This window comes from Novosphingobium silvae, assembly GCF_009856825.1.
GTDB classification, from domain to species: domain Bacteria; phylum Pseudomonadota; class Alphaproteobacteria; order Sphingomonadales; family Sphingomonadaceae; genus Novosphingobium; species Novosphingobium silvae.
In genome coordinates this window covers 114,210-129,558 of the sequence record NZ_WVTD01000013.1, presented here as the reverse complement: position 1 = coordinate 129,558, position 15,349 = coordinate 114,210, and the positions used below count along the sequence as shown (strand labels likewise).

Genomic DNA, 15,349 nt, shown 5'->3' with positions numbered 1-15,349 from the left:
GTGGAGGCTCCGGCCGGTGCAGGGCCGCGCGCGTATGGCTTGCGGCTGGGGCGCCCCACGCTTGGTGCCGGCCTTCCCGGGCGCTCGACGCTGGTGGTGGACCCCGATCGCTTCGCGTCGGCGGGCGGCCTTGCGGTGATCCGCGAGAACGCGGGGCTGCGAGTGGTCTCCGTCACCGCAGACCGGCACGGCCGCATGCTTGGCTACAGCGAAAATCCCGACCTCGAGATCGTGATCGACACGCTCGACCCGGCAGACGTCGCAGCCGTGCTCTCGGCCGTGTTCGAGTAGCGGCGAGCGGCCCGGCTCTAGAATTCACTGTTGAGCGCGATCGGAGTTGCCAGGTCGCTGCGCGCGAGAGTGCCGGTCGCGCCATACGCGAAAGCGCGGTTGCCGCTGACGCGCCGTGCTTCGGCGGAAATGGCCGACATGACATCGGCGGAAAGTTCGATCTGCCGCTCGAGCAAGGCCGCGTTCACCATGGATGCCGCACGCAGTTCACCCAGCGCTTCGGCGAAGACGGTGCGCGTGTCCTCGTCCATCTCCCCCGGCCAGTCCGGCTGCTGACGGTTCATCCGGGCAAGCCTTTCTTCCAACGCTCCCACGAGGCGCGCCTTGACCGAGGCCAGTTCCGCAAGGTCGGGTCCACGCCCACTTGCCTGAAGCCGTGCGGTCTCCTCGCGCATGACGGCCGACAGCGAGGCCATGATCTCGATCACCTCACTCGCCATCGCTGCCGCCTCCCTGAAGCCGGACGATCTGTGCTTCCACCGCCGCCGAAATGCCCAGCCCCCTTCCGTGCGCGATCTGGTTGCCGATCTGCTCCGCAAGGATGCCGCGAAACATCTCCTCGCCGTGGCCGCCGGAGAATGCATCGTTCTGATCGACCGATTCCATCATGATCTTGGTGACCTGGCCGGCGAAGACGCCTTCGAACTGGCGGGCGACGGCGGCCGGACTGCGATCGGCGGGGATGACTCCAGGCCTGGCGGCAAGCGACGGGCGAAGGGGATCGGTCATGTCACTGCACCGCTATTTCGGCCTGCAGCGCGCCTGCCGTTTGCAGTGCCTGGAGGATGGTGATGAGGTCGCGCGGGCTGACGCCCAGCGCGTTGAGCCCGGCGACCAGCGTCTGCAGCGAGGTCCCGGTGTTGAGTACCGCCAGCGAAGCGCCGCTGCCGTCGTCCGCTTCGATGCGCGTGCGCGGGACGACGGTGGTCTGGCCGCCGGAGAGCGGTGCGGGCTGCGATACGAGCGGCGTCTCGGTGACGCTGATCGTCAGGCCGCCCTGCGCGATCGCCACGGGGCTGACACGCACGTCCGCGCCCATGACGACGGTTCCGGCGGCTTCGTTGATCACGATCCGCGCGGGCTGGTCCACCTGGACGGGCAGGTTTTCGATGCGGGTGACGAGATCGATGATCGATCCGCCCCCGGCCCCGCCCCGGATCTCGACCGTCCCCGGATCCAGCACCTGCGCCGCGCCGGAAACCTCGCGGTTGATGGCGGTGGCGATCTGGCGCGCGGTGGTGAAGTCCGGGTTCTTCAGCGCCAGTTTCAGCGTCTGGGCCGAGCGCAGGTCGTAGGGCACCTCCCGCTCGATGATCGCGCCGCCGGCGATGCGCGCCGTCGTCATCACGCCGCGGCTCAGCTTGGCGGCCGCCCCTTGCGCCTTGAAGCCCGACACCGCCACGGGCCCCTGCGCCACGGCGTATATCTCACCGTCCAGCGCGCGCAGGGAGGACACGAGAAGGATGCCTCCCTGCAGGCTGGTCGCATCACCAAGCGCCGAAACCTGCACGTCGACGGTGGAGCCCGCGCGCGCGAAGGGCGGCATGGTCGCCGTCACCGTCACCGCCGCCACATTCTGGGTAAGCATCTGCGTGCCGCGGATATTCACCCCCATGCGCTCCAGCATGGCCTGCAGCGTTTCTTCAGTGAAAGGCACGTTGCGGATGCGGTCGCCCGTGCCCTGCAGGCCGACAACTAGGCCGTAGCCGACCAGCTGGTTCGATCGCACATTCTCGACGTCGACCACATCCTTGATGCGCGGCTGCGGCCCGGCAGAGGCGCTCGCGGGCACAAGCAACGCAAGCAGCGCTGCGAGCAGGAGCAGAGGCGGGAAGCGAACCATCTTCTCCATTATAGGAGAAAGCGGGCGGCGCGGGCGCAAGGCGAGGGTTTTCAAGGCGGGCATGGTCACCGCCCCCGTTCCCTAGCGCTCTTCTCGCGCGAGAGCCGCATGACGTAGCCGATGATCTCGGCCACGGCGGCGTAGTGCTCGATCGGGATCGGGTGGTCGATGTCCACCGCCGCATGGAGCGCGCGCGCGAGGGGCGGGCTTTCGACGACCGGGACGTCCGCCTCCGCAGCGATCTCGCGAATGCGCAGGGCGACGGCGTCCACGCCCTTGGCCACGACGGTGGGCGCTGCGGTCACCCCGTGCTCATACTTGAGCGCGATTGCATAGTGCGTGGGATTGGTGACGACGACGCTGGCGGTCGGGACGGCAGCCATCATCCGGCTGCGGGCCCGCTGCATCTGGATCTGGCGGATCTTGGCCTTGATCTTCGGATCGCCCTCGCTCTGCTTGTGTTCGTCCTTCACCTCCTGCAGCGTCATCATCATCCGCTTGAAGAAGGCGCGCCGCTGGTAGACGAAGTCGACGAGGGCGAGCACGGCGACCAGCAGCACGACCGCGCGCAGAGCTTCGAACGCGAGGCCCGCCGCGGCCGCGCCAATCGCGCCGGGCGCGCGGCCCACCAGCCCGTCCACCCCCTGCAGGCGCGGGGCCAGCACGAGGTAGACGACGAGGCCGATCGCGCCGATCTTGGCCAGCGTCTTGGCAAACTCCACCAGCGCCCTGGTCCCCAACAGCCGCTTTGCGCCCGACGCGGGGGACAGCTTGGACCACTTGGGGGCCACGCGCGACCAGCTCAGGGTGACCCGACCCTGCAGGAACACCGCTGCCAAAGCCGTCGTCATGAGCACGGCGAAGATCGGCAGGAGCGAGAGCGCGACATGGGCGGCAACGCCGGTGGCGAGGCCTTGCGCCCCGTCGGAATCGAGACTGAAATCCTCGGCGCTTCCCCACAGGCGCTTGAGCATCGTCGAGAGCCGCTGCAGCGCGGCCAGACCCAGCCATCCGGTGACGGCGAGCGCTCCTGCCATCATCGTCGCATGCCGCACCTCGGGCGCCACCGCGGTTTCGCCGCGTCGCCTTGCGTCCTCGAGCTTCTTGGGCGTCGGATCGTGGGTGCGCTGGTCCTTGTCGGCTTCCTCGGCCATGGGCTAGAGCTTCCATCCGTCCTGCATGAACGTGGCCATCGCGGTGGCGAAGGCGGTAAGCATCGCGCCGATCGACATGGCCAGCACCGAAAGGCCAAGCAGCAGGTTGAGAGGCTGGGCGATGAAGAACACCTGGATCGCGGGCGCCACTCTCGCGGCAAGGCCCAGCCCAAGATTGAACAGCATGCCATAAAGGATGAGCGGCGCAGTAAGGCTGACACCCAGCGACAGCGCCTGTCCCATCAGCGATACGGCAAGATGCGCGAAGTCGCTCATGGGAGGAAGGCCGCCGACCGGGAAGCTGGCATAGGACCCGAAGATCGCCGTGATCCAGAGATGATGAACGCCGCTGCCCATGCAAACCATCACGGCGGCAAGGGAGATCAGGCGCGAAAGCAGCGGCGCCTGCCCGCCCATCGAAGGGTCGGCGACGAGAGCCGATGAAAGGCCCACCTGCTGCGCTGCGATCGCGCCTGCCATGGCAGCGGCACTGAACAGGATGCGCACCACCATTCCGAACGCAAGGCCGACGGCGACTTCGCCCATCACCAGCAACGGCAAGGCGATGCCCGATCCCACCGCAGGCGCCACTCGGCCCTCGAGCATGCCGTACATGCCGAAGGTGAAGGCGAGCGCCATTACGAGGCGGATCTGCGGGGGAACGGAATCCTCGGAAAAGGCGGGAAGTAGCATGATGATGGCGCCCACCCGGCAGAACAGGACCAGGAACGCGGCCGTATCGATCGGCAGCCTGAGCAGGGTCGCCAGGTCGAGCGCGTCCACGCCCTCAGCCCGAGACGATGATGTCGGCGATGCGATCCATGAACGCACCCAGCGCATGGCCGATCATGGGCAGGCTGACGAGCATGACAACGCCGAGCACCAGCAGTTTGGGAACGAAGGTCAGCGTCATCTCCTGCACCTGGGTGAGTGCCTGGAGCAGGCCGATGACCACGCCGACGATAAGGGCGGCAATCAGCAGGGGGCCGGCGATCGTGAGCATCAGCATCAGCGCGGCGCGCGCGATCTCTATGGCCTGGTCGGGGCTCATCCGGCTGGCCTAGATCTGCATCCGCATGATGTCGGAGTAGGCGGAGACAACGCGGTCGCGAACGGCGACCACCGTATCGAGCGCGGTCTCCGCCGCGCCGATGGCGGTGACCACATCGATGAGGTCGCCCTTGCCGCTGATCTGCCGGACGCTTTGGGTTTCGGCATTGCGCAGCGCGCCTGCCGTTTCGGAGACCATGGACTCTACCATCCCGCCGAAGCTGGAGCCCTGCCCCGGTGCACCAAGACCGCCGATCCCCGGCGCGAGGCCCGGCCCGATACCGCTGGCGATGCCGCTGCCGATGCCGCCCGTGAGGCCCGCGCTCGCGCCTGTGCCTGTGCCGGCGAGGGGGTTCGCGGATGCGGCCTGTCCCACGGCCCCGCCCGGAGACGCGGCGCGCATGGCGCGGCCATAGGCGGATGCGGCGTCAAGGGCTCCGATCGACATCTACTTGCCCTTACTTCAGGAGGTCGATCGTGCGCATGGTCATGCCGCGCGCGGACTCGATGGCATTGAGATTGGCCTCGTAAGAACGCTGCGCCGCCTTCATGTCCGCCGCCTCGATCAGCGGATTGACGTTGGGCTGCGCGACGTATCCTTGCGCATCGGCTGCCGGGTTGCCCGGCTGGTAGATACGCCCGAACGCGCTTCTGTCGGCCTCGATCGACCTGACCGCAACCGCCGTTGCGCCGCTGACACGGTCCACTTCTGCTGCGAAATTGGCGACCCGGCGACGATAGGGATCGCCCTCCGCTGTCGTTGCGACCGAACCCGAGTTGGCGAGGTTCTCGGCGATCACGCGCATGCGCAGGGCCTGCGCGCGCAGGCCCGAGGCCGAGACTTCGATCGAATTGCCCAGTTCCGCCAAGGATCGCCCCCGTCATGCCTCGCGCCGGCCGAAATGCCGGCCGCCATCATGACATTCTTATAGGCAACTTTTTCCTAGTGAGTGGATCGATCCTATATTTATTTTCCTATAACGCCGCTGAAAGGAGTCGCGCGTGTCCGTCCTCGAAGGCATTCCCATCGACCTGCAGATTGTGCTCGGCTCGACCAGCATTCCGATCCGTCAGGTGCTCAAGATGAGCCGCGGCGCGATGATCCCGCTCGATTGCGGGCAGGACGATCCGACGCGTGTCTACGTGAACGACAGGCTCGTCGCCGAAGGGCGGATCATCGTGAACGGCGAAGCCATGTCGCTGGAGATCACCCACGTGGTCGAGCGGGAGCGCTGAGGCGTGGATGCCTTGTCCCTGCTTCGCATGCTGGGCGCGCTCGGCCTGGTGCTCGGCATTCTTGTCGGAGCGCTGTGGCTCGTGCGGCGCTACGACCTGACGCTGCCACGCGAGTGGCTGGAACGGCTCGGCAGTTCAGCTCCCGAGCGCAGGCTGCAAGTGGTGGAGCGGCTTGCCATCGACCAGCGTCGTTCGGTGGTGCTGCTGCGCCGCGACGACAGGGAATTCAGCGTGATGGTCGGACCCGAAGGGGTCGTGCTGCTCGACAGTTCGGCGGCACCGGCCGGACGGACGGTTGGCGCACCCTCGCCCGAGGCCTTCCCGACCGCCTCCCGCATCGAGCCGACTTCCGCCAAGCCGGCCTTGCAGGAAAGTTTCGCGTCGAAGATCCCGGTGCTTCCCGATATCTGGTTCTCGCACGAACCGGCGCCTGATCGCACCCGCGACGCCGGAGGGTTCCACTGATGCCCGAGGCAGGCGCGGACGGTCCGCAGGCGCGCTTGAACGGCGCGGCCTTGCTGCGCTCCGCTTCGACGATCAGGCTTGCGATCGCCGCCGGGGCCATGCTTCTATGCGTTCTCCCGGCGGGAGCCATGGCGCAGGAAGCCGCCGCAACCGCGGTAGCGGGAGCCACCGGCGGCACCATGACGGGACGGGTGCTCCAGCTCGTCATGATCCTGACGGTGCTGAGCCTGGCGCCGGGCATCCTGATGACGATCACGTCCTTCACCCGGATCGTCGTTGCGCTCTCGCTGCTTCGCTCGGGCCTCGGTGTTCAGGGCGTGCCGCCCAACCCCATCGTCATCAGCCTGGCGCTGTTCCTCAGTTTCTTCGTCATGGCGCCCACTTTCGACGCCGCTTGGAAGCAGGGAATGGAGCCGTACAACGCAGGCACCATCACCGAGACGCAAGCGCTCGAACGGGCGAGCCGCCCGTTCCATGCCTTCATGCTGAAGCAGGTCCGCGACGAGGACGTGAAACTCTTCGTTGGCCTCTCGGGCAAGGTGCCGCGCAGCCGGGCCGAGCTGCCGATGACAACGCTGATGCCCGCCTTCATGATCTCGGAGCTGCGCCGCGCCTTCGAAATCGGCTTCCTGCTGCTGCTGCCGTTCCTGGTCATCGATCTTGCCGTGGCGGCCGTGCTCATGGCCATGGGCATGATGATGCTGCCCCCGGCGACGATCTCGCTTCCGATGAAGATCATCTTCTTCGTCTTGGTGGACGGGTGGGCGCTGGTGGCCGGATCGCTGGTGAAGAGTTTCGGCGGACCCGGCTGAGCCGGGAGCGGCTCTTGGGGTAACCGGCTCGGGCGCGGATCAGGCTGGCGCTGCCCGCGTGACTGCGACCGAGCGCACCACATCCTTGCCGTAGACTTCCGCCGCCGCTTCCATGACCACGCGGCGAAAGGCGCCGAGGCTCGGAACGAGGCCGTCCGGCCCACTGGCGAGCGGCGCGCGATAAGTGCGCATGTTCACGGCGTTCAGCAGCAGGGGAAGCCGGGCGCCCACGTCTTCGCCGGTCCCTTCGGTGACTTCGAGCTGGCATTCGAAAGTGACGTAGCCGAAAAGGCGCCCATCGGCGAAGACCAGCGGCGCAAGGATTTCGCCGGTCGGCACGAACTCGCTTGGCTCGTTCCCGGCAGGCGCCTTCTCGCCGCCCGCGTGATGGGGAAAGTACCGCGAGACACCCCATGCACCAGCGCCGCCGACGCCGAGCCCCGCGATCACGGCTGCGAAGCCGATCATGATGCGCTTCATCATCCGCTCAGAACCTGAAGCTTGCATCGCGGGGCAACGATCCCGCTTCCGCCATAACGACTATCGTAATGCGCCGGTTCTCGGGCCGATCGGGGGCATCCGGATAGACGGGCTCGGTACCCGCTTTGCCGACGACTTCGGAAAACCTGTCTGTCGGAAGCCCCGCTCCGACCAGCGCCGCCCGTGCCGCAAGGGCCCGTTCGGTCGAAAGCACCCAGTTTGCATCGCTGTTGCCGCCGCTGCCGTCGGTATGCCCCTCTATCGCGATCCGCGCATCAATGCCCGAGAGCTTGCGCGCCGCCCGGCCGAGCAGGCTACGGGCAAAGTCGTTCAGCTGCGCCGTGCTGCCCTTGAACATCGAGCGCTGCGGACTGTCGATCAGGTGGATGCGCAGCCCCTCCCGGCTTGGCCGCACGTCGATGTTGCGCTTGGCTTCCTCGGTCTCGAGCGGCGTCTCGAGAGCGATGCGCATCTCGTCGGCCAGGACCCGCAGGGCCGCCTCGGGAACATCGGCGGTGCCGCCGCGCGCGACGCCTTCGGTTCCCGCCTCGGCGGCGGGCTGCCCGTGCGGTTCGGAATCCGAGGACTGGTCGTTGCGCGCATGTCCACCTGCGCCCGCCTGCTCGCCCGGCTGGTCGGACATGGTGGTCGAGGGGTTCGTCTTCTGCGTCTCGGGCGTGAAATATTCGGCCAGGCCCTTGAGCTGCACCTCGTCCGGGTTGGCGAGCAGCCACAGCAGCATGAAGAAGGCCATCATCGCGGTCACGAAATCGGCGTAGGCGACTTTCCAGGCGCCGCCGTGATGGCCGCCACCGACCACCTTCTTGACCTTGCGGATGACGATGGGACGCTGCTGGTTGTCGCGCGTGGACATGACTTTCCTCAGCCCGCCCGCTCAGGCCGGAGCGGCATTGAGCTGCGCCTTTACGTCCTCCAGCGCCGTCTCCATCTCCTGGAAGCTCGGCGCGTAGGTCGATGGCGTCATGCGCCGGGCCAGCTCGATCGCGACTTCGGTGGGCTGCTCCTGCGCGTGGCCGATGATCGCGGTCTTGACGATGAGGTAGGGCTTGAAGTCCGCGTCGATGATCTGCTGCAGCTTTTGCGCGATCGGGCCGACGAGGCAGTAGGCGAGAAGCACGCCAAGGAAAGTGCCGACGAGTGCCCCGCCGATCATCGCGCCGAGCACTTCGGTAGGCTGGTCGATCGAACCCATCGTCTTGATCACGCCGAGGACCGCCGCGACGATGCCGATGGCGGGAAGGCCGTCAGCCATCATCTGGATCGCGTGCTGGGGCGCCAGTTCCTCGTGGTGGTGGCGCTCCATGTCCCCCTCCATCGCCTCGGCCAGCTGATGCGGGTCTTCGAAGTTGACGGTCATCATCCGCAGGTAGTCGCAGATGAACTCGATCAGCTCGTGGTCCTTGAGCAGGCCGGGATAGCGCGAGAAGATCGAACTTTCGGCCGGAGCATCGAGGTGAGGCTCGATCGCGTTGGCGCCGCCCTTCCGGAAGGTCGCGAGGAGGGTATAGAGGAGAGCCAGCAGGTCGCGAAAGTCGGCCTCGGTCCAGCGGTTGCCCTTGAACACGCGCACGACGCCGGCCCACGCCTTCTTCAGCGTGGTCATCGGGTTGCCGAGCACGAATGCACCCAGCGCCGCGCCGCCGATGGCCAGCATTTCGTGCGGGAGCGCATGCAGGATCACTCCCATGCTGCCGCCCGACATCAGGAAACTGCCGAAGACGCACAGCAGGATAACCACGAGGCCGACGACGTTGAGCATGGAAAGGAAATCCGCAAATGGCGGGCGCAACTCGCCCCCTCGAGCTTAGTTATAGGACACTGCAGGGCTAGGCGGTGCACGCCGCCGCAATTTTGACGGGCACGACCGCAGCACGCGCTTTCATCCTATATGACTGGCGACCCCTTGATGCCGGAGCCTTCATGTCCGTCAATGCCTATGCCCGCGCCCAGCAGGTCGCCGCGACGCCGCGCAGCACCGAATACCGGCTGATGAGCGAGATCACCGGCGAGATGATCGCCGCGCGGGACGCTGGCCTCGCAGGCGTGCAACTGGCCCCCGCGCTCCATCGCAATCGCCAGGCCTGGACGATCTTCCGCAACGAATGCGCCCTGCCCGGCAACGGCCTACCCGAAGACCTGCGCGCGGGCATCATCTCGCTGGGCCTGTGGGTGGAGAAGTACACCTCGCTGGTCATCACCGGCCGCGACACCATCGACGAACTCATCACCGTCAACCGCGCGGTGATCGACGGGCTGGCGAATGCGAACGGCGGTGCAGCGGGTTAATGCGCGGACAGCATCGCTTCCCGGTACTCCGCCATGAGCGCGAAGCGCGGGTCCATGCCCGCAAGGTCGCCCATGGTCTTCGCGGCGCGCTTGGCGACCTGGCGAATGCGCTCTCGGGCAAGGACACTGTCATCGTCGCCGAAATCGAGCGGAGCGAGCTCGAACAGCCGCCCTTCCACGATCTGGCGGTTGTGCGCGAGCCGGTCCTCAAGCTCGGTCACTTCCGCGTGGTCCAGCACGGGGCGACCGGTGCGACGGACCGCCATCGCGCCATTCGCGCGTTCTGCACGCGTGGGCTTGGGGGGCTGCGCGCGCCGGCGAATACGTTCGAGACCGGAGTGTCGCATATGCTCGACGTAGGTTTCAGTGAGCGCCTTCATTGCCGAGCGGGCCAGATATTCCGAGGCGCCCGCCTCCGTGCGCTCAAGGGCGTCCTCGTCGGCGATGGATGCGAGGACCGACAGTCCCTCCCCATCCTCCCCGCCTGCGATCGCATCGAGCGAGACGGTCGTGGCCTCGACCTTGCGGGCGGAAGGCCGCTGGTCGGTCATCACGCGGAAGCGCAGGCTCTGCAGTTCGCCACGGATCTGCCAGTTCACGAAAGTGGTGAACTGGGCCTTCTCGGGATCGTAGGCCTGAATCGCGCGGTGAATGGCGATGGCGCAGACCTGCTCGGCGTCGTCCCAATGCGCGGTAAGGCCGTACTGCCGGATGAAGTGACGGATGCGCGGCGCGATCAACTTGGTGATGCGCAGGAACGCCTGATCCACACCGGCACGCTGCCGCCGCGTCTGCGACTGTCCGTCAGGCGGCATGTTGGCCTTGACCGTCGCGACCGCGGTTTCCAGAGCGGCAGTGATTTTCGACATGAAGACCCCCGTGGGATTCGGCGCCCCTTGCACCGCCCCCGCGAGAGAAAACTATATTCCTATAATTCTGGAACCAACTTCCTATAACAGAGTTATCCACCGGCGCGCGACCACTCGAGGAGGCGTGCGCCCTCGTGGAAGACTTTCAGGCGAACCTATCCGGGCGCACGTGGCGTTCGACATAGCCGAGCAGCCAGGTGCGATGCGCTGCTACCGCGCTGCCCGCCGTGGCGATGCGGCGCTCGGCGTCTTCTCCTCCGACTTGCGCTCCCAGCAGGCGGCGCGCGCGCTCCGGATCCATTCGCCCCGCCAGGAACCGTCTGGCATCCGAAGGGCCCAGGTGATGTCCAAGGTAGGCCGCTCTCGCCACTTCCGCGACATCGCCGCCGATCTGCACGCCCGACTTGCGCAGCGCGGCGAGGTTGGCGCCCGCATAGTCGGCAACCGTCTCGATCGCGGCCTGCGGATCGTATCGCATGGCAAGAAGCGCGCCGCGACTTTGGCTGCGCACCTGCCCGCGCGGATCCAGCCAACCGTTCGCCGCCGCCGCCGCGTTGAGCCAGGTTCCCGGCTGCTCCGCCATGCCTTCCCAGCTTCCCTTCAGAAACTGGCCGAGCCCGGCTGCACTCGATCGGGGATTGCGCGAGTAGGTCTGCCACGCACCCCCAGCGCCCTTCCCTGCTTCCGCATCGACGATGGCCGCAAGGGCTGCAGGCGGAATGCCGGTGCGCCCGGCTGCACTTTCGAGGAGCGGTGCATACCGCGCGTTCGGACCCTCGCGCAGCGCCTGAATGCTCGCCTCCGGCGAGGACGACGCTTGCGGCGCGGCATGCGTGCTGTCGACAGACTGCATCGCTGGCGGAGCACCGGTCGGCAACCCGCTTCCCGGCGCCAGCACGGCAAGCAGCCGATCCAGTCCGACCGGCCTTTCACCGCCGAGTGCGGGCTGGCCGACGCCTGACGGAATCTCCCGCTCCCGGGCTTCGGCGGCCGTCTCGCCAAGTGCCGCGCGCCACAGCCGACCGGCAAGTTCGCCCTGCGCCTCGCTGTAGATGAGCCTGGCCTTCTGCTCCGGCGAAAGGGCAGCAGGGCCGGTCGCGGCCGGGTTCGCGCCGTCGATCATCGCCCGGCTTCGCGCCGTGCCCTGAGGAAGGCGACAGCGCCAAGATCGTCGACCAGGCCCTGCTCCGCCGCTGTCTCGGCCCGCGACCGTTCGGCTCGGAACCCTTCGGCAGCCGTCTCGATGCCGCGCAAGGTGCCGTAGGCGTCTGTCGCCATGTCGCGAAGCTTGTCGATCCGTGCCTGCGACGCGGCCCGGCGGCCGTCGATATCTCGCTGCTGCCCACGCACACGGGCCAGCCAGGCTGGGGAACTGAGGGCGATGTCGCCTGCCGCAAGATCCGCCTCATCGGCAAGCATGGCGCGCACGTGCCCCTGCGCCCGCTCAAGCTCGGCGAGCGTTCCGGCTTCGGTGCGGATGGCGTTGCTCATCCCTTCAAGCTCGCGCTGGCGCACGCGCAGGGCAGCGTCATAGGGCGTCTTCATGGGTGTTCTCCAGAATGGCGGCCAGCGCAGCGAAATCCTGCGCCGCGAAGCTGCGCTGTCGCCGGTCCTGCCGGAGCAGATCCTCGATCCGGGGTGCGAGCGCGACCGCCCTGTCCACTTCCGCGCTCGATCCGGCGCGATAGGCGCCCAGGCGCACGAGTTCCTCCATGTCCTTCCACGTCGCCAGTTCGCGCCGGGCCGCGAGGCGGATATGGTTGTCCTCATCCGAGAGGCAGTGCGGGAGAGTGCGGGACACCGAGCGCAGCACGTCGATCGCCGGATAGCGGCCGCGCTCGGCAATCTGGCGGGTGATGACCACATGCCCGTCCAGGATCCCCCGGACGGCATCGGCCACGGGCTCGTTGTGATCGTCGCCATCGACCAGCACGGTGAAGAGGCCGGTGATCGTGCCCTCGCCCGGCGCGCCCGGCCCCGCCCGCTCCAGCAGGCGCGGCAGTTCGGCAAACACCGTGGGAGTATAGCCTTTGGTGGCCGGAGGCTCGCCCCCGGCAAGCCCGATCTCGCGCTGGGCCATGGCAAAGCGGGTGACCGAATCCATCAGGCACAGCACTTCGAGGCCCTGGTCACGGAAATGTTCGGCCACCGCCAGCGTCGTCCAGGCCGCCTGCCGCCGCAGCAGCGCGGGCTCGTCGGAAGTGGCGACCACGACGACGCTGCGGGCAAGGCCCTCTTCGCCAAGATCGTCCTGGATGAACTCCTGCACTTCGCGGCCACGCTCGCCGATAAGGCCGATGACGGCGACGTCGCACTCCGTCCAGCGCGCCAGCATCGACAGCAGCGTGGACTTGCCCACGCCCGAGCCTGCGAAAAGACCAAGGCGCTGACCCCGGCACAGGGGGGCGAAAAGATCCAGCGCGCGCACCCCCGTCTCGATGCGCGAGCCGACGCGGGAGCGGCTGGAGGCGGGTGGAGGAGCTGCCTTGATGCGGCGCAGTTCGGGCCCTTGCGGCAGCGGTCCCTTGCCGTCGGCCGGGCGGCCAAGCCCATCCACCACCCGGCCCAGCCATGCGGCGCTGGGGCGAAGCCCTTCCTGCCCGGCGATAAGGTCCGCGCGCGATCCCGATGCGATCCCGTCCGGCTCGTTGAACGCCATGAGCTGCGCGATCCCGCGATCGAGCCCGATGACTTCCGCCTCGACAGGCCCTGAAGGCGCGCGCAGCATTACGCGCGAGCCGATCCGGGCGGCGCCGGCCAGGCCATCCACCTCGATCAGGGCGCCGCGCACCGCAACCACGCGGCCATACCGCTGGTCGGGCGCCAGCATGCGCAGGCCTGCGGCAGCGGCGGCCAGGGTCGTCATCGTCGGTGCCGGATCAGGCGGCGGGCGTTGCCGCCTGCGCGGCGGGACGAGCGATTGCCTCCGCCTCATAGGCGATAAGCCACCGGCAGTCCGCCAGCGCCTGGTAGAACTGGCCGGTCGCGACTTTCTGGGCGAACTGCACGCAGACCGCCTTGGCTTCCGGCGAGACCAGGGCCGACATCAGCAACTCGAGCCGCTCGAGCAGAGCCTGCTGGTGGCGGGCGATGTCGGCAGGGTCGATGTAGGCCATCATGCAGGCGAAATAGAGCTGCTTGGCCGGACTATCGGCGTCCTGCGGCTTCATGACCTCGCGTCCGCGCAGGATCGTCGCCTCGTTCTCGAGCACGAGGTCGGTCCGGCCCACCGCGCGCAGGACCGCGCCGTTTACGATCACCGGCTCGCCGTTGCGAAGCGAGATGCGAAGAGTCATGTCTTTCCGAAGCCCCCTGGAGATCGCCTTATTATAGGAAGGATCGGAAGGTGTCGCTCAGGCCACGAGATTTTTCCTCGATCCGAAGCCATTTTTCCACATGAGTGCAAACCGACTGACCGGAACTTCTCCTACAATGACGATGGCCGGGGCTATGTCCGGCGCGCACTGGAGAAGACGATGAGCCTCTATTCCGCTCTTTATGCAGGCGTTTCCGGCCTCAGCGCGCAGTCGAGCGCCATGGCGACCGTGGCCGACAACATCACGAACGTGAACACGATCGGCTACAAGGGCGTTTCCGCGCAGTTCGAGACACTGGTCACCGGCGGCAGCCTTTCGGGCAGCTACTCGGCCGGCGGCGTTTCGGCGACGCCCAAGGCTCTCATCTCGAAGCAGGGGCTGCTCCAGGCCTCCAGCAGCCTGACCGATATCGGCATCGACGGTTCGGGCTTCTTCGTGGTGCGGACGGGTCCGGAGGCGGACGCCGCCACCGCCTACACCCGCGCCGGTTCCTTCACGACCGATTCTTCGGGCTATCTGCGCAACACCGCAGGCTACTACCTGATGGGCTGGCCGCTCGACGCGCAGGGCCAGTACGTCAACAACGGCAGCGAGAGCGCCATGCAGCCGATCCGGCCCAACGCGCTGACTGGCGCTGCGACGCCGACGACCGGCATTCAGCTGCGCGCCAACCTCGACGCAACAGCCGAGGAGGTCACAGGCTATGAAGCGGGCCACATGGCGAGCGGAGCGGTCACCCCGCAGTTCGCGCGCTCGGTAGAGGTCTATGACGCGCAAGGCTCGGCGCACACGCTCTCCTTCAACTTCGTGAAGACCGGGCCAAACACCTGGCAGGCCGAGATCACCGGCAACCCTGCAGACATCAAGAGCTACACAGGCGCTGACGGCGCGGCCGTCGCCGTCGATGTCGACAGCTACGCCGCCGGCGAGCAGGTGATGATCGCCAGCAAGACGATCACTTTCAACTCCGACGGCAGCCTCGAGCTGGGATCGGCGGCGTCGCTGTTCGACGATCTCGAGCTTAGCTGGTCCAACGACGCCAAGGCCGAACTCATCAGCCTGGAGCTTGGCGGCGACAACAAGTTCGATGGCCTGACCCAGTTCGGCAGCACGTCCGCCCTGCTTTCCTCCACCATCGACGGCGGCATGCTGGGCACGGTCGCTTCGGTGAAGATCTCGGAGAAGGGCGTGGTCAGCGCCGTATTCGACGATGGCACTTCGCGAGCGATCTACCAGCTGCCGCTCGCGACATTCCAGAACCCCGATGGGCTGACGCGCATCAGCGGGAACGCCTATATCGTCTCCGAACAGTCGGGCAATGTGGCCATCAACGAGCCGGGCACCGTTGGCGGCGGTACGATCTCCGCCAGCATGCTGGAGGCCTCGAACGTCGATCTTGCGGCGGAGTTTTCGAACATGATCCTGTTCCAGCGGGCCTATAGCGCCTCGTCCAAGATCATCACCACCGTGGATGACATGCTGCAGGAAGTCAGCAACCTGAAGCGTTAAACTGAAAGGCATTACA

21 protein-coding genes and 1 pseudogene are annotated in these 15,349 nt (G+C 67.1%); 6 read left to right on the top strand and 16 right to left on the bottom strand.

The features are described from left to right. Positions 1–291: pseudogene (locus GR702_RS16145) on the top strand (XRE family transcriptional regulator); the annotation flags it as partial. Positions 292–308: 17 nt separating this feature from the next. Here GR702_RS16145 and GR702_RS16140 read toward each other — a convergent pair. The 8 genes from GR702_RS16140 to flgC are packed head-to-tail and all read right to left on the bottom strand — an operon-like array spanning position 309 to position 5,207. Continuing rightward, complete coding sequence (locus GR702_RS16140) at positions 309–731, bottom strand: flagellar biosynthesis protein FlgN (RefSeq protein WP_160986804.1); 423 nt, start codon at positions 729–731, stop codon at positions 309–311. Beyond that, the gene (locus GR702_RS16135; protein WP_160986803.1) at positions 721–1,020 is read right to left on the bottom strand and encodes a rod-binding protein; all 300 of its coding nucleotides are present in this window, start codon (positions 1,018–1,020) and stop codon (positions 721–723) included. Before GR702_RS16135 ends, GR702_RS16140 begins: the two co-directional genes overlap by 11 nt. A 1-nt stretch (position 1,021) precedes the next feature. Continuing rightward, on the bottom strand, positions 1,022–2,143 hold the full coding sequence (locus GR702_RS16130) for a flagellar basal body P-ring protein FlgI (protein ID WP_160986819.1): 1,122 nt from the start codon (positions 2,141–2,143) through the stop codon (positions 1,022–1,024). A 56-nt stretch (positions 2,144–2,199) separates the two neighbouring features. Continuing rightward, a complete protein-coding gene (flhB, locus tag GR702_RS16125) occupies positions 2,200–3,288 on the bottom strand; it encodes a flagellar biosynthesis protein FlhB (RefSeq protein ID WP_160986802.1) in 1,089 nt (362 codons plus the stop codon). 3 nt (positions 3,289–3,291) lie between these two features. Further along, complete coding sequence (gene fliR / locus GR702_RS16120) at positions 3,292–4,071, bottom strand: flagellar biosynthetic protein FliR (RefSeq protein WP_160986801.1); 780 nt, start codon at positions 4,069–4,071, stop codon at positions 3,292–3,294. A 4-nt stretch (positions 4,072–4,075) separates the two neighbouring features. After that, complete coding sequence (locus GR702_RS16115; protein ID WP_160986800.1) at positions 4,076–4,339, bottom strand: flagellar biosynthetic protein FliQ; 264 nt, start codon at positions 4,337–4,339, stop codon at positions 4,076–4,078. 9 nt (positions 4,340–4,348) lie between these two features. After that, positions 4,349–4,786 (bottom strand): flagellar hook-basal body complex protein FliE, encoded by a 438-nt coding sequence (gene fliE, locus GR702_RS22785; protein WP_160986799.1) that lies wholly within the window; start codon positions 4,784–4,786, stop codon positions 4,349–4,351. A gap of 10 nt (positions 4,787–4,796) precedes the next feature. Continuing rightward, entirely contained in the window at positions 4,797–5,207 is a 411-nt protein-coding gene (gene flgC, locus GR702_RS16105; RefSeq protein WP_160986798.1) for a flagellar basal body rod protein FlgC, read from the bottom strand. A gap of 133 nt (positions 5,208–5,340) precedes the next feature. On the opposite strand from flgC, the gene GR702_RS16100 reads away from it, so the two are divergent. The 3 genes from GR702_RS16100 (at position 5,341) to fliP (ending at position 6,851) form a co-directional block, all read left to right on the top strand. After that, positions 5,341–5,574, top strand: coding sequence for a FliM/FliN family flagellar motor switch protein (locus GR702_RS16100; RefSeq protein WP_160986797.1), 234 nt, complete (start codon positions 5,341–5,343; stop codon positions 5,572–5,574). 3 nt (positions 5,575–5,577) lie between these two features. Continuing rightward, on the top strand, positions 5,578–6,039 hold the full coding sequence (locus GR702_RS16095; protein ID WP_160986796.1) for a flagellar biosynthetic protein FliO: 462 nt from the start codon (positions 5,578–5,580) through the stop codon (positions 6,037–6,039). 98 nt (positions 6,040–6,137) lie between these two features. After that, on the top strand, positions 6,138–6,851 hold the full coding sequence (gene fliP, locus GR702_RS16090) for a flagellar type III secretion system pore protein FliP (RefSeq protein WP_202408318.1): 714 nt from the start codon (positions 6,138–6,140) through the stop codon (positions 6,849–6,851). A 39-nt stretch (positions 6,852–6,890) separates the two neighbouring features. Here fliP and GR702_RS16085 read toward each other — a convergent pair whose 3' ends face one another. The 3 genes from GR702_RS16085 to motA are packed head-to-tail and all read right to left on the bottom strand — an operon-like array spanning position 6,891 to position 9,111. After that, the gene (locus GR702_RS16085; RefSeq protein ID WP_337192626.1) at positions 6,891–7,334 is read right to left on the bottom strand and encodes a hypothetical protein; all 444 of its coding nucleotides are present in this window, start codon (positions 7,332–7,334) and stop codon (positions 6,891–6,893) included. A 4-nt stretch (positions 7,335–7,338) separates the two neighbouring features. Next, entirely contained in the window at positions 7,339–8,205 is an 867-nt protein-coding gene (locus GR702_RS16080) for a flagellar motor protein MotB (RefSeq protein ID WP_160986795.1), read from the bottom strand. Between the two features lie 21 nt (positions 8,206–8,226). Beyond that, a complete protein-coding gene (gene motA, locus GR702_RS16075; RefSeq protein WP_160986794.1) occupies positions 8,227–9,111 on the bottom strand; it encodes a flagellar motor stator protein MotA in 885 nt (294 codons plus the stop codon). 161 nt (positions 9,112–9,272) lie between these two features. Here motA and flaF point away from each other — a divergent pair, with 161 nt between their 5' ends. Then, entirely contained in the window at positions 9,273–9,638 is a 366-nt protein-coding gene (gene flaF / locus GR702_RS16070) for a flagellar biosynthesis regulator FlaF (RefSeq protein ID WP_160986793.1), read from the top strand. On the opposite strand, the gene GR702_RS16065 is transcribed toward flaF, so the two are convergent. From GR702_RS16065 to GR702_RS16045, 5 genes are all read right to left on the bottom strand, one after another. After that, a complete protein-coding gene (locus GR702_RS16065) occupies positions 9,635–10,507 on the bottom strand; it encodes a sigma-70 family RNA polymerase sigma factor (protein ID WP_160986792.1) in 873 nt (290 codons plus the stop codon). The two genes, flaF and GR702_RS16065, sit on opposite strands and share 4 nt — an antisense overlap. Positions 10,508–10,652: 145 nt before the next feature. Further along, positions 10,653–11,630, bottom strand: a complete 978-nt coding sequence (locus GR702_RS16060) for a peptidoglycan-binding protein (protein ID WP_160986791.1) — start codon at positions 11,628–11,630, stop codon at positions 10,653–10,655. Next, positions 11,627–12,052, bottom strand: a complete 426-nt coding sequence (locus GR702_RS16055; RefSeq protein ID WP_160986790.1) for a hypothetical protein — start codon at positions 12,050–12,052, stop codon at positions 11,627–11,629. Before GR702_RS16055 ends, GR702_RS16060 begins: the two co-directional genes overlap by 4 nt. Further along, positions 12,036–13,373: a flagellar protein export ATPase FliI gene (fliI, locus tag GR702_RS16050; RefSeq protein WP_160986789.1), complete on the bottom strand. Its 1,338-nt coding sequence runs from the start codon at positions 13,371–13,373 to the stop codon at positions 12,036–12,038. Before fliI ends, GR702_RS16055 begins: the two co-directional genes overlap by 17 nt. 13 nt (positions 13,374–13,386) lie before the next feature. Next, on the bottom strand, positions 13,387–13,803 hold the full coding sequence (locus tag GR702_RS16045) for a flagellar biosynthesis repressor FlbT (protein WP_160986788.1): 417 nt from the start codon (positions 13,801–13,803) through the stop codon (positions 13,387–13,389). Between the two features lie 180 nt (positions 13,804–13,983). Between GR702_RS16045 and flgE the strand changes: the two genes are divergently transcribed. Next, complete coding sequence (gene flgE, locus GR702_RS16040) at positions 13,984–15,333, top strand: flagellar hook protein FlgE (RefSeq protein WP_160986787.1); 1,350 nt, start codon at positions 13,984–13,986, stop codon at positions 15,331–15,333. Positions 15,334–15,349: the final 16 nt, after the last annotated feature.

Coding starts and splice junctions, on each gene's coding strand:
- GR702_RS16130 (WP_160986819.1), bottom strand. CDS start 2,143: ATGGAGAAGATGGTTCGCTTCCCGCCTCTGCTCCTGCTCGCAGCGCTG.
- GR702_RS16115 (WP_160986800.1), bottom strand. CDS start 4,339: ATGAGCCCCGACCAGGCCATAGAGATCGCGCGCGCCGCGCTGATGCTG.
- fliE (WP_160986799.1), bottom strand. CDS start 4,786: ATGTCGATCGGAGCCCTTGACGCCGCATCCGCCTATGGCCGCGCCATG.
- fliI (WP_160986789.1), bottom strand. CDS start 13,373: ATGACGACCCTGGCCGCCGCTGCCGCAGGCCTGCGCATGCTGGCGCCC.
- flgE (WP_160986787.1), top strand. CDS start 13,984: ATGAGCCTCTATTCCGCTCTTTATGCAGGCGTTTCCGGCCTCAGCGCG.
- GR702_RS16045 (WP_160986788.1), bottom strand. CDS start 13,803: ATGACTCTTCGCATCTCGCTTCGCAACGGCGAGCCGGTGATCGTAAAC.
- GR702_RS16080 (WP_160986795.1), bottom strand. CDS start 8,205: ATGTCCACGCGCGACAACCAGCAGCGTCCCATCGTCATCCGCAAGGTC.
- GR702_RS16065 (WP_160986792.1), bottom strand. CDS start 10,507: ATGTCGAAAATCACTGCCGCTCTGGAAACCGCGGTCGCGACGGTCAAG.
- flaF (WP_160986793.1), top strand. CDS start 9,273: ATGTCCGTCAATGCCTATGCCCGCGCCCAGCAGGTCGCCGCGACGCCG.
- flhB (WP_160986802.1), bottom strand. CDS start 3,288: ATGGCCGAGGAAGCCGACAAGGACCAGCGCACCCACGATCCGACGCCC.
- GR702_RS16085 (WP_337192626.1), bottom strand. CDS start 7,334: ATGATGAAGCGCATCATGATCGGCTTCGCAGCCGTGATCGCGGGGCTC.
- GR702_RS16060 (WP_160986791.1), bottom strand. CDS start 11,630: ATGATCGACGGCGCGAACCCGGCCGCGACCGGCCCTGCTGCCCTTTCG.
- motA (WP_160986794.1), bottom strand. CDS start 9,111: ATGCTCAACGTCGTCGGCCTCGTGGTTATCCTGCTGTGCGTCTTCGGC.
- GR702_RS16140 (WP_160986804.1), bottom strand. CDS start 731: ATGGCGAGTGAGGTGATCGAGATCATGGCCTCGCTGTCGGCCGTCATG.
- fliP (WP_202408318.1), top strand. CDS start 6,138: ATGCTTCTATGCGTTCTCCCGGCGGGAGCCATGGCGCAGGAAGCCGCC.
- GR702_RS16135 (WP_160986803.1), bottom strand. CDS start 1,020: ATGACCGATCCCCTTCGCCCGTCGCTTGCCGCCAGGCCTGGAGTCATC.
- GR702_RS16055 (WP_160986790.1), bottom strand. CDS start 12,052: ATGAAGACGCCCTATGACGCTGCCCTGCGCGTGCGCCAGCGCGAGCTT.